The 12,241-nt window shown below is 43.9% G+C and carries 10 protein-coding genes and 1 other annotated feature; of the genes, 2 read left to right on the top strand and 8 right to left on the bottom strand.

Annotated elements, in window-relative coordinates:
- Nucleotides 1–151: 151 nt before the first annotated feature.
- Entirely contained in the window at nucleotides 152–1,879 is a 1,728-nt protein-coding gene (locus tag D2910_RS13640; RefSeq protein WP_117313828.1) for a peptide ABC transporter substrate-binding protein, read from the bottom strand.
- Nucleotides 1,880–2,119: 240 nt separating this feature from the next.
- Here D2910_RS13640 and D2910_RS13635 point away from each other — a divergent pair, with 240 nt between their 5' ends.
- Both D2910_RS13635 and trpS read left to right on the top strand, forming a co-directional pair.
- Nucleotides 2,120–2,461: a DUF3899 domain-containing protein gene (locus D2910_RS13635; protein WP_084244722.1), complete on the top strand. Its 342-nt coding sequence runs from the start codon at nucleotides 2,120–2,122 to the stop codon at nucleotides 2,459–2,461.
- A 42-nt stretch (nucleotides 2,462–2,503) separates the two neighbouring features.
- Nucleotides 2,504–2,715, top strand: a binding site (T-box leader).
- Nucleotides 2,716–2,758: 43 nt separating this feature from the next.
- Nucleotides 2,759–3,745 carry a tryptophan--tRNA ligase gene (trpS, locus tag D2910_RS13630; protein WP_117313827.1) on the top strand — a complete coding sequence of 329 codons (987 nt, stop codon included), beginning with the start codon at nucleotides 2,759–2,761 and terminating at the stop codon, nucleotides 3,743–3,745.
- Nucleotides 3,746–3,860: 115 nt separating this feature from the next.
- Here the strand turns inward: trpS and opp4C are convergent, their stop codons facing one another.
- From opp4C to D2910_RS13595, 7 genes are all read right to left on the bottom strand, one after another.
- The gene (gene opp4C / locus D2910_RS13625; protein ID WP_084244718.1) at nucleotides 3,861–4,778 is read right to left on the bottom strand and encodes an oligopeptide ABC transporter permease; all 918 of its coding nucleotides are present in this window, start codon (nucleotides 4,776–4,778) and stop codon (nucleotides 3,861–3,863) included.
- Nucleotides 4,779–4,789: 11 nt separating this feature from the next.
- Complete coding sequence (gene opp4B, locus D2910_RS13620) at nucleotides 4,790–5,755, bottom strand: oligopeptide ABC transporter permease (protein WP_084244716.1); 966 nt, start codon at nucleotides 5,753–5,755, stop codon at nucleotides 4,790–4,792.
- Nucleotides 5,756–5,907: 152 nt separating this feature from the next.
- On the bottom strand, nucleotides 5,908–7,650 hold the full coding sequence (opp4A, locus tag D2910_RS13615; protein WP_117313826.1) for an oligopeptide ABC transporter substrate-binding protein: 1,743 nt from the start codon (nucleotides 7,648–7,650) through the stop codon (nucleotides 5,908–5,910).
- 27 nt (nucleotides 7,651–7,677) lie between these two features.
- Nucleotides 7,678–8,688 carry an ABC transporter ATP-binding protein gene (locus D2910_RS13610; protein ID WP_117313825.1) on the bottom strand — a complete coding sequence of 337 codons (1,011 nt, stop codon included), beginning with the start codon at nucleotides 8,686–8,688 and terminating at the stop codon, nucleotides 7,678–7,680.
- Complete coding sequence (locus D2910_RS13605; RefSeq protein ID WP_117313824.1) at nucleotides 8,685–9,731, bottom strand: ABC transporter ATP-binding protein; 1,047 nt, start codon at nucleotides 9,729–9,731, stop codon at nucleotides 8,685–8,687. The genes D2910_RS13610 and D2910_RS13605 overlap by 4 nt, the downstream gene beginning before the upstream one ends.
- Nucleotides 9,732–9,974: 243 nt before the next feature.
- Complete coding sequence (gene fabF, locus D2910_RS13600) at nucleotides 9,975–11,213, bottom strand: beta-ketoacyl-ACP synthase II (RefSeq protein WP_117313823.1); 1,239 nt, start codon at nucleotides 11,211–11,213, stop codon at nucleotides 9,975–9,977.
- Between the two features lie 27 nt (nucleotides 11,214–11,240).
- Complete coding sequence (locus D2910_RS13595) at nucleotides 11,241–12,173, bottom strand: beta-ketoacyl-ACP synthase III (protein WP_084244706.1); 933 nt, start codon at nucleotides 12,171–12,173, stop codon at nucleotides 11,241–11,243.
- Between the last annotated feature and the right edge of the window lie 68 nt (nucleotides 12,174–12,241).

Here is a 12,241-nt window from a genome sequence, read left to right as displayed (position 1 = left end):
TCCTTGGAAACAAAAACTTATTTTTTTCAAATTTAGCAGAAAAGGGTTAATTTTCGGTGAACTTTCCTACATTAGAAAAGAGAGTATATCGAGCTAAAGTAGCGATATACTCTCTTTCTATTTGGTTTTAGAACCGTGGCTTCAGATTAAATTATTCTTTGCCTGAAATGAAAGCCCATTTGTAGCTGTAATCTCCACCGAATGGGTGAGAGATGATGTTTTGTACATATGGTTTTTGAAGAGCCATTGTAGCACGTTGGTAAATCGGTGCGATAGCAGCATCTTCTTCAATCAGGATTCTTTCAGCTTCAGCCATAGCTTCCCAGCGAGCTGCAGGATCTTGAGCTAGTTCGCCTTTAGCCTGTTCAACTAAGCTGTCGAATTCTTCGTTAGAATAAGACATCAAGTTGTGTGAAGCTCCAGTAACGAACAAGTCAATGAAAGTCATTGGATCCTGATAGTCAGGGCCCCAACCAGAGTTTTGCATATCGTAGTCCTGTGCTTCGTCAAGTTCAAGACGAACGCCAAATGGTACAGCTTTCAAGTTTACAGTCAAACCTTCAAGGTTAGTCTCCATTTGTTCTTTCAAGTAAGCGTCCATTTTACCAGCCAATTCGCTGTCGCCGCCAAGTAGTTCAAGAGTTACTTCAGTTTGGCCGATTTCTTCAAGGCCAGTAGCCCAGAATTCTTTAGCCTGTTCTGCATCAAAGCCAGTCAAGTCGCCGTTGATTTCACGGAAATCAGCGCCGTCTTCTGAGAATGTGAACTCAGTAGGAACAAGGTAGTTAGCTGGTAGTGAACCGTTAGCCAATACTACGTCAACTAGATCTTGCTTGTTGAAAGACATAGAAATCGCTTTACGGATGTTTTCGTTTGCAAGTGGTGTTTCTTCACCATTGCGTTCTTGGTTGAATTTCAAGTAGAACAAAGTTGGTTCAAGTTCTTTTACAACTTCTGGATCATCAGCATATTGCATTGCGAATTCACCAGATAGTCCAGCGCGGTCTTTCTCGCCAGATTGGTAAAGGTTTAGAGCTGTAGATGTTTCTTTAACAACGTCAACGTTGATAGTTTCAAGTTGAACTGTTTCAGCATCCCAGTACTCAGGGTTTTTCTCCATAGACCAAGTCAAGCCAGTGCCATCCCAGTTAGTAAGCATGAATGGACCGTTGTAAAGCAAGTTATCAGAGTTAGAAGCGTAGTCGTCGCCTTTTTCAGTAACGAATGCTTCGTTCTGTGGATAGAAAGTTCCGAAAGCCATCAATGACATGAAGTATGGAGTTGGACGCTCAAGTGTTACCACTAGAGTTTTTTCGTCTTCTGCAACTACACCAAGTTCTGATGGGTCAGCGCCTTCTGATACTTCAGTAGCGCCTTTGATTGTGCCAGCCATCATGTAAGGTCCGTAAGGAGATCCTACTTCAGGGTCTAGCGCGCGTTTCCAAGCAAATTCGAAGTCTTGTGCTGTAATCGGTGTACCGTCCGACCAGTTAGCATCACGCAATTTGAATGTGTAAGTCAATCCGTCTTCAGAAACTTCAGGTTCAGCTTCTGCTAGAGCAGGAATTGCAACATTCTCTTCGTTCAAACGGAATAAACCTTCGTTTACGTTGTTCAAGATGTTGAATGCTACAGAATCTTCAGCGATTGCTGAGTCCATTGATGGAATTTCTGCACCTTCAACCAGGTTAAGTACTTGTTCTGCGTCAGGCTCGCCTGTATTGCCTTCAGCATTTTCTCCTTCAGCAGGAGCGTCTGTGTCTGTTTCTTCTGGTGTTTCAGTTTCGTTCGAAGTATCGTCTCCGCCGCCACATGCAGCTAGGAAGATGCTGAGAACAAGAACTAGGCCAAGTAGCCAAAATAGCTTGCTGTTCTTCACTTAGGTGACCCCCTTAAATTTTCTGAAAAATTGGTACACTGTTTATTATACATATTATTTTTAGCCTGTACAGCGTTTTTTTTATATTTAATCTGCGATTGTAATAATAGTGTGACATTTATTACAAAACAAATCGCGTGAATATTACGTTTGTAAGCGTTTTCTTGTTAGAAATTTTTGTGGGTTTTTTTTGATTTTTTTCCGTTTTCCAACTACAATCATCTAGAGGAGAGTGCGAAATTGAAAAAAATACTCATGTGGATTTTACTTGTTCAGGCTGTAATTTTCCTGACCATCTTTATACGTCCAGAAGACTTATCTCTTTTGTCCTATATCAACACATCATTTGTTTATGGTGGAATCCTGGTTTTCTTCGGTGCTTGGATCTTCGTCGTGCAAACTGGCGCTTTCGATATTTTCACGATGAGCATGCGCAAATTTTATCGGCGGAAAAGCACATTGGAGGATGATGAAATGCGGCTTCCTTCCGAAGTCATCCCATTCTCGGCTGCCCCACTGCTTATTATCGGCCTGGTCACCATCCTGATGATGAGCATTTCCTTGCTGGTATATGAATTATAATATTGCAATCCATTTCTTGCTTATACTATAATAAGTACAATATATCAGGCGTTGAGAAAGAAGAGTAAATGTATTTCCTTCTATAATAGAGAGTCTGTGGCTGGTGGAAACAGATGGAGGGGTGCATTGAATGGGCTTTCGAGCTGAGCGGGTGAAATTCGAAGTATCCTGCTCCGTCATCTTCACGTTATGAAGAAGAGTGGCCGGAAACGGCAACTAGGGTGGTACCACGGAAACACAGCTTCGTCCCTTTGCAGGGATGCATGCTGTGTTTTTTTATTTTGAGGAGGAATTTGGATGAACAGAATTTTTTCAGGCGTACAGCCTACCGGAACTGTAACACTCGGGAATTATATCGGAGCGTTCAAGCAATTTACAGAGCTTCAGGAAGAGTACGATTGCATATTTTGCATCGTTGATCAGCACGCAATCACAATGCCGCAGGACCGGCTGGAACTGCGCAGGAACATCAAAGCTCTCGCAGCACTTTATCTTGCCGTAGGAATCGATCCCGACAAGGTAACCTTGTTCATCCAGTCTGAAGTGCCGGCACACGCCCAGGCCGGCTGGATGCTTCAATGCATCGCTACGATCGGCGAACTCGAAAGGATGACACAATATAAAGATAAGTCATTAAAAAATGTCTCTGTCTCTGCCGGGTTGCTTACCTATCCCCCATTGATGGCTGCGGACATCCTTTTGTATCAGACCAATATCGTCCCGGTCGGCGACGATCAGAAACAGCATATTGAATTGACGCGTGATTTGGCTGAACGGTTCAATAAGAAATACAATGATGTTCTGACCATACCTGAAATACGGATTCCTAAGCACGGTGCACGCATCATGTCCTTGCAGGATCCGACTAAAAAAATGAGCAAATCAGATACCAATAAAAAATCCATCATCACTTTATTGGATGACTTAAAGACCATCGAAAAAAAGATTAAAAGTGCTGTCACCGATTCAGAAGGCATTGTCCGTTTCGATCCTGTAAACAAACCCGGCGTTTCAAATCTTCTTACTATTGAAGCAGCATTGACTGGTGCATCAATAGATGAACTGACTGCCAAGTATGACGGTGCCGGCTACGGTGACTTCAAAGCTTCTGTAGCCAAAGCTGTAACAGACCATCTGGCGCCGATCCAGGAACGTTATGCACAGCTTGTGGAGTCGGACGAACTGGACCGCATCCTTGATGAAGGTGCAGAGAAAGCAGCCCGCCTTGCGAATAAAACATTAAAGAAGATGGAAAACGCAATGGGTCTCGGAAGAAAACGCTAAAAGCCATAAAAAAAGTTCCGCACAATTTGATGTGCGGAACTTTTTTTGTCCAGAATACAGCGCCAAGATTCCAGTGTCATAAGACAAATCTGTATAGGCGTTTATGCAATTCTTATTATCTCAGCGATTTAGGATTCAACGCATCCTTCAATCCTTCACCGATGAAGTTTATGGAAAGAATCGTCAGTGTCAAAATCAAAGCTGGCGGCATCCAGATCCACGGCTTGCCTTGAAGCACATCGGGTTCATTTGCAGACGACAGCATATTGCCCCAGCTTGGGACCGATTGAGGAACGCCGAAGCCCAAATAACTTAGAGCTGATTCAACGACTATCATACTGGCAAAGATTAAGGTAGCCTGAACGATGATCGTCGACATAACGTTCGGCAACAAATGTTTACGGATGACTTTCATCGGTGAACAGCCGATCGATAAAGCTGCCAAAACGTATTCATTTTCTTTTTCAGCCAGGATTTTACTGCGTACCAGACGGGCTACGCCTCCCCAGCTCAAGACGCCGATTACGATGATCAATACGGATACTCCGTCGATTGTATCGCGCAGAATAGTATTCAGTACGATAACAAATACCAAAAATGGAAAATTGAGAACGAAGTCGGTGAATCTCATAAGGATATTATCCACCAGACCACCGAAGAATCCGGCAATCGAACCAACCAGCGTACCAAGTGTAATAACCATCAATGTTGCGCTGAACCCGACCACGAGGGAAATTCGTCCGCCGTAGAATAATCGCGTCAATACGTCCCGTCCGCTTTTATCTGTACCCAGAATATGTTCACTATTAGGCGGAATATTCATGGAACCGATATTCACCCGGGATACATCAGGAATCGGTGACAAATATGGTGCAAGAAACGGTGCGGCAAACGATAAAGCAGTTACAATCAATATAAATACCGTACTGATCATAGCCAATTTATTGTGAATGAACTTTTTACGAGCAATCTGCCATGGAGACAAGCTGCGTTCCGGCTTCTTTTGCTGGGTTAACGTATTGGATGATGCCATTTTGCTTCCTCCTATTCCAGACGGATTCGTGGATCCACGATTCCATACAGTAAGTCTGCGATCAAATTCCCTGCCAATGTCAGGAACGACAAGAGCATTGTTAAAGCCATCAGCGTCGGATAGTCACGATTTGTGACGGAATCCAGGAACAGCATGCCGATGCCCGGATATGTAAAGATAGTTTCAGTAATAATTGCCCCACCGATCAATGCGGCAAAATCGAAGCCTAAAAATGTTACCAGTGGAATGATTGAATTCCGCAGGATGTGGACATTGTATATTTTCTTCATCGGCGTCCCTTTAGCTCTGGCTGTACGGACAAAATCCTTGCGTGAGTTTTCGATAATGTCATTCCGCAGGAATTGCGTGTAAGAAGCCGTACTCATAGCACCAAGAACGAGAGCCGGCAAAAGAACATGGTGCAACCTGCTGAGGTAATATTCCGCGCTACCGGTTTCAACAAGAATATCGACGGATCCTCCAAACGGGAACCAGTTCAGATTGAAAGCGAAAAAGTAAATTGCGAATACAGCCGCGACAAATGATGGAATGGCCAGCATGACATAGTTGATGCCGGCGATTGCGTTATCTCCAATTGTATATGGCTTGCGTCCCGAGTACATCCCCATCATAAACGCCAAAATATAAGTGATTATGAGTGACATGATACCCAAAAACAATGTATTCGGCACTTTCTCCATGATGACATCGAATGCAGGTCTCTTATATTTCGTTGATTTGCCGAAATCCCCTTGTACGAATCCGGTAATCCAGTTCCAATACTGTACCGGAAGCGGGTCATTATAACCCAGTTTCTCTCTCATCTCTGCAATATATTCCGGATTGGTATTATTCGGGTCAATTTCGCCGCTGAGCGAATCACCTGGCATCAGCTTTGCCAATGAAAATACGACTACGGAAATAAGGATGAGCATAGGAATCATACCAAGCAATCTTCTAATCGAATATTTAAGCATACATACTCTCCTTGTCTGTAACGTTCTCTGCTGCACTCTTCGGCACGGTAAGAGTAATTTGTGCCAAACATCCCTTACCGTGCATAAGAGCCCTATATAATTTTTCAACGATGGGCTAGTGTCAGCCCATCGTTGAAGGTTTACTTCCTATATTATTCTGTTACAAACCATTCAGCCGGGTTGTTTTGACCAGAAACGTCATATTCAACTCCGCCCACACGGTTGTTCAAAGCAACGATTTCTTCAAGTTCAGCAATGTACAGCATTGGAACTTCTTCGTTGACAATCTTTTGCCATTCAATATACAAATCTGTACGTTTGTCTTGATCAGTGCCAACGATTTCTATATCTAAAGCGTCATCAAGCAATTTATCCGCTTCAGGGTTGTTGTAACGAGGGTAGTTCCAAAGCTGATCTGCTTTCCAAAGACCTGAAGGATCCGGATCTGCCCCAGTTCCCCATCCGCCGAAGAATGTTTCGATTGATGGATCATCTTTTTCGACCATGTCATAGTACAAGTTAACTTCTACCATTTCCAATTCTGTTTTCAAGCCAACTTCTTCCCAGTACTGAGTAATTGCTTGTGCACGGGCTTCGAAAGTCGGGTTGCCTGTTGCGTAGTGGGAGAATTTAACAACAAATTCATCACCGTTTGGATCTTCACGGAAGCCATCTCCGTTTTGGTCTACATATCCAGCTTCATCAAGCAAAGTTTTCGCTTTTTCTGGATCGTATTCATATGTGTTCAATTCGCTGTTATCAGCAGCATTCCAGTGAGAGCTTGGTACTGGAGCGTTTACTACGTTTGCGTAGCCGAAGAAGAATGCATCAACCCACTCCTGGCGGTTCAGTGCATACATCATCGCCTGACGAAGCTGCTTGTCTTGATATTTCGGGTTTTCTTCAGTGATAGTTTGTGATTCGCTGTCGAATTTACCGAGCTTGAATCCTACATAATAGTAAGAAAGGCCAGGATATGTTGTAATTTCAACGTTTTCCAAAGGCTCAACTTCAGGTCCTGATACCGGCTGAAGCGAGATCATATCAACATCGTTGTTTTGCAATGCACCAACAACTGAAGAGTTGTCGATTACGCGCAATACGATTTTATCCAGGTTTACATCACCATTCCAGTAGTCTTCGAATTTAGAGAATTCCACTGATTCACCTTGTACGATCTTATCAACTTTGAAAGGTCCGATTCCGATAGGGTTTGTGATAACAAATTCAGAAGCTGACATTTCAGCAACTGGAATGTCCCCCATAGCTGCTTCTGGAAGCGGGTAAGCCCAAAGGTTAGTCAAGTTGTTTACACGTGCCTCGTCGAAAGTGATTTTGATTTCGTAGTCACTTACAACTTCAATTCCTGAAATCGTATCAGCTTCACCGTTGCGGAAAGCTTCTGCTCCCTCAATTGTTTGGACGTTCGAATAACGAGGACCGTCATAATCAGGGTCAGCGATCGTTTCTAATGCGAATACCCAGTCATTAACTGTAAGTTCTTCGCCGTTATGCCATTTTACGCCTTCTTCGAATGTGAATGTGAAGACTTTATTGTCTTCTGTTTCCCATGAAGCTACGTTAGGAACTGGTTCCAGGTTTTCGTTATAATCAATTAATGGCTCATCGAAAAGAGCGATAACTTCAGCATCCGTTGCGATGCCGTAAAAAGCAGATGAGAATAATCCTTCTGGTGGAGCGTCAATGCCGTATACCAAAGTTCCGCCTGTTTGTGGCTCTCCTTCAGCAGTGCTTTCTGTTTCTGTTTCTGTTTCTTCTTTTTTCTCCGAATCATCCGAGGACGAGCCGTTGTCATCTCCGCCACATGCTGCAAGGAACGCAGACAGGACAAGAATCAAAGCGAAAAGCCATAATAACGATTTGTTCTTTTTCATGATTTTCCCCCTACTGTTTTTTTTTGATCAATACAAGACGCAGGCAACATGATGGCCTGGCCGCACTTCTTTTAATGGAGGCTTTTCTTTCGAACAGACTTCCATTGCCATCGGGCAGCGCGTATGGAACGGGCAGCCGGTTGGCGGATTTTGCGGACTCGGAACATCTCCTTCAAGAACAATCCGTTCTTTCTTGATCGCCGTATTCGGTTCAGGGATCGCAGAAATCAAGGCTTGTGTATAAGGGTGCAGCGGCTCCTTGTATAAATCTCTATTTGAAGCAACCTCGACGAGATTGCCCAAATACATAACACCGATTCGATCGCTCATATGTTTTACCACGCTGAGATCATGCGCGATAAACAAGTATGTGAGATCGAATTCAATCTGCAATTCCTTAAGCAGATTCAAAACTTGCGACTGGACAGAAACATCGAGTGCAGAAACCGGCTCATCTGCCACAATCAATTTTGGATTCAACGCGAGTGCCCGGGCTATACCGATGCGTTGACGCTGGCCGCCTGAAAATTCATGTGCGTATTTATAATATGCCGCTTCCGGCAGTCCAACCCTTGTCAGTAACGATTTTATTTCCTGCTCCAGCTCTTTCCTGTTGCGCTTCTCATAATTCAGAATCGGTTCAGCTATAATATCGCCGACCATCTGCATCGGATTGAGGCTCGCATAAGGATCCTGGAAAACCATCTGAAAATCACGCCGGGCTTTTTGAAGTTTCGACCCCGATATTTTGGTGATTTCTTTTCCTTCAAAAAGAATTTGGCCGTCTGTCGGTTTTAACAACCGAAGAATAGTTCTTCCTGTCGTCGACTTGCCGCATCCCGATTCACCTACAAGACCAAGCGTCTCGCCTTTACGTATGGTGAATGAAACATCATCAACCGCTTTTACATGTCCGACAGTTCTTTTGAAGAAACCGCCGGTAACCGGATAATAGGTTTTAAGATTCTGGACTTCGAGAAGCACATCCCGATTCTCGAGACTGTCAATTCTGTCTTGTATAAAATCCCTTGTTGTCATGCCATGGACGCCCCTTCTCTATGAGGTTTTGCATCTTTCGGCCAGCTCTCATCGTAGAGCAGGCAAGCCGCTTCGTGATCTGAGGCTACTTCGCCGAGTTCAGGAGTCACTGTCAAACATTCGGCCATGGCCGATGGGCAGCGGTTCGCGAAGCGGCAGCCGACTTCAGGCATGTTCATCACCGAAGGAACCAGGCCATCTATAGTAGCCAGAACTTCAACGTCTTCATCCATTCTTGGAATAGCCTTCATCAAAAGGTCCGTATAAGGGTGTTTCGGGTTATTGAACAGTTCATCGACTGTAGCTTTTTCCACTATCTTCCCCGCATACATGACCAGCACTTCGTCACAGATTTCAGCGACGACGCCCAAATCGTGAGTGATTAAAATGATTGCCATATCATTCGCTTCCTGTATGCCTTTCAGCAAATCAAGGATCTGCGCCTGTACTGTTACATCGAGTGCAGTCGTCGGTTCATCGGCAATCAGAAGTTTCGGCTGGCAGGCAATAGCCATTGCAATCATAACGCGCTGTCTCATCCCGCCTGATAATTGATGAGGATATTCATCCACGATTTTATCTGCACGGGGTATGCCTACGCTTTTCAGCAATGACACTGAACGGAGACGGGCTTCCTTTTTCGAGATTTTTTCATGGTTAAGGATAACTTCTTCTATTTGATAGCCGATGGTGAAAACCGGATTCAACGAAGTCATCGGTTCCTGAAAAATCATTGAAATATCTTTTCCACGTATATTGTTCATTTTTTTATCAGATAGTTTGGAAATATTCTCCCCTTCAAATTTCACTTCGCCACCGCGAATTTTTCCAATTCCAGTTGGCAATAGCTGCATGATCGACAGGGACATTACACTTTTACCGCAGCCTGACTCCCCCACGACTCCGACTATCTGTTTACGATTTACTTCAAATGAAACTCCTTCAACAGCATTATAGAAGTCGCCATCAATCTTGAAGCCGGTTTGAAGGTTCTCAACCTGTAAAAGCGGCGTCTGTGTAAATGATGTTTTTTTAGCTGACATGCGAACACCTCAAAATTCTTTTTTTTCTGTTAATTCAACTTTTATAAAGTTTATTACAAAAACATTACATAATCAATCTCTTTTTTGTAATTTAAAAAATATTTTGTCAATTGGAAATCAAATAAGGGAATATTTCCTTGTTAAAGCTGGGTTAGCATGCTTGAAGAAAATTATTTTTTCTTTTGATGAGTTGTTGAATTGCATTAAAAAAAGCCCTGCAAGAATCTGCAGGGCCTGATTTCATTATTCATATTTTTTAAATACCAGTGAAGCGTTATGTCCGCCAAAACCTAAAGAGTTGCTCATGGCATATGTGAAATCCGCTTTTCTGGCTTCATTCGGAACGTAATCCAGATCGCATTCCTCATCCGGCGTCGCATAATTGATCGTCGGCGGCATTATGCCTTCTTTCAATGCCAAAGCAGTGAATATGGCTTCAATACCACCAGCTGCACCCAGCAAATGGCCCGTCATCGATTTTGTCGAACTCATGCCAAGCTTATAGGCATGCTCGCCAAAGACTGTTTTTACCGCCATTGTCTCAAACAAGTCGTTATAAGGTGTACTTGTTCCGTGCGCGTTAATATAGCCGATTGCCGTTTTCTCAACACCGCCGTCAGCTATTGCCTGATCCATTGCCCGAGCTGCGCCTTCACCGCCAGGAGCAGGTGCAGTTATATGATGTGCATCGCCCGTCGAGCCGTACCCGATGATTTCAGCATAGATTTTCGCACCGCGTGCTTTTGCCTGTTCGTATTCCTCAAGGATTACAATGCCTGCTCCTTCACCTACTACGAAACCATCACGGTTTTTGTCAAACGGACGTGAAGCGTTACTGATATCCGTATTTGTCGTCAATGCCGTATTAGCTGTAAAACCGGCAACTGATAATTGTGTGATCGGCGCTTCTGCACCGCCCGAAATCATCGCGTCCGCATCACCGCGCTGAATTACACGGAATGCGTCTCCGATAGAGTTGGTTCCGGAAGCACAGGCTGTCACTGAACAGGAGTTGATGCCTTTTGCTCCGAAATAGATTGATACTTGCCCGGAAGCCATGTCCGGAATAATCATCGGAATCAAAAATGGGCTGATCCGGCGTACGCCTCTTGTATTCAAAACATTCATCTGATTTTCTATGGTTTCCATGCCGCCGATGCCTGAACCAATCCAGACACCTGTGCGCAATGCCGTTTTTTCATCAAGTTCCAAACCTGAATCTTTCATCGCCATGATGGATGCCGCAAGTGCATAATGTGTAAACCGGTCCATTTTTCTGGCTTCTTTTTTCTCGATGTAATCTTCTATAGAAAAATCTTTTACTTCAGCCGCTATTTTAGCACTGTAGTCATCAGGATTAAGCCGTGTCAAAGGACCGACGCCTGATTTTCCTTCTTTGATAGCTTCCCATGTTGTTTCTATATTATTTCCGAGCGGTGTAACCGCTCCAATTCCTGTAATAACTACACGACGATTCGTCATTTCTGATCTGTCCTTTCGCATTCCTGATTATTTGCCCCATCGCATTGCAATGGCACCCCAAGTTAATCCTCCGCCAAATCCGACCATCACTATCACATCGTCATCTTTGATTCTTCCCTCTTCGACATCTTCAACCAATGAAATCGGAATCGAAGCGGCCGAGGTATTGCCATATTTATGGATCGTTTTGGACATTTTTTCAACAGGCAGATCCAAACGCTGTCTGGATGCTTCCATAATGCGAATATTAGCCTGATGAGGTATTAAAAAGTCGACATCTTCTTTTGCGAGTCCCGCTTTTTCAATTACGTTTTCAGCTGATTCACCCATTTGGCGTACAGCAAATTTGAAAACTTCCCGGCCATTCATGACGAGGTAATCGTCCTGATATAGATGTTTGCCGCCGCTTCCATCTGCGCCAAGCTCAAATGACAGGATCCCTCTGCCTTCTGAAACTTTGCCCATCACAGCTGCACCCGCTCCATCTCCGAAAAGGACGGCAGTATTCCGGTCTTCCCAATTCGTGATTTTTGAGAGTTTTTCAACTCCAACCACCAGTACATATTTATAAACATCCGAATCGATGAATTGTTTAGCTGTAACCATTCCGTACATGAATCCAGCACAAGCCGCTGAAATATCCATCGCCGCTGCATTAACTGCACCGATTTCCTGTTGAATGACACAGGACATTGAAGGAAACGGCTGGTCTCCTGTAACTGTGGCAACTAAAATCAATCCGATTTCCTTCGGATCGATTCCAGATTCATCTATAGCCTTTTGCGCTGCTTCCCGAGCCATATGTGATGTATCCTGTTCGTCTCCGGCAATACGGCGTTCTTCTATTCCCGTCATGGTCCGGATCCATTCGTCAGACGTATCCATCCGCTGTTCCAGTTCAATATTCGTCAATATGGTTTCCGGTAAGCAACGGCCAATTCCCAATATGCCAGCATTCATATATTTTCCCTCATTTCAACTTGCTTTAAATGTTTAGTACCTGGTATTAATAATACGTCATTGAAACG

It is taken from the genome of Planomicrobium okeanokoites (assembly GCF_003428875.1).
GTDB classification, from domain to species: Bacteria; Bacillota; Bacilli; order Bacillales_A; family Planococcaceae; genus Planococcus; species Planococcus okeanokoites.
Note: the sequence above shows the minus strand (reverse complement) of the source record. Positions and strands in the feature narration are given on the sequence as shown.

What these genes read in the sequence shown, in the direction of transcription:
- trpS (WP_117313827.1), top strand. Translation starts at nt 2,759, where the DNA reads ATGAACAGAATTTTTTCAGGCGTACAGCCTACCGGAACTGTAACACTC.
- opp4C (WP_084244718.1), bottom strand. Translation starts at nt 4,778, where the DNA reads ATGGCATCATCCAATACGTTAACCCAGCAAAAGAAGCCGGAACGCAGC.
- opp4B (WP_084244716.1), bottom strand. Translation starts at nt 5,755, where the DNA reads ATGCTTAAATATTCGATTAGAAGATTGCTTGGTATGATTCCTATGCTC.
- opp4A (WP_117313826.1), bottom strand. Translation starts at nt 7,650, where the DNA reads ATGAAAAAGAACAAATCGTTATTATGGCTTTTCGCTTTGATTCTTGTC.
- D2910_RS13610 (WP_117313825.1), bottom strand. Translation starts at nt 8,688, where the DNA reads ATGACAACAAGGGATTTTATACAAGACAGAATTGACAGTCTCGAGAAT.
- D2910_RS13605 (WP_117313824.1), bottom strand. Translation starts at nt 9,731, where the DNA reads ATGTCAGCTAAAAAAACATCATTTACACAGACGCCGCTTTTACAGGTT.
- fabF (WP_117313823.1), bottom strand. Translation starts at nt 11,213, where the DNA reads ATGACGAATCGTCGTGTAGTTATTACAGGAATTGGAGCGGTTACACCG.
- D2910_RS13595 (WP_084244706.1), bottom strand. Translation starts at nt 12,173, where the DNA reads ATGAATGCTGGCATATTGGGAATTGGCCGTTGCTTACCGGAAACCATA.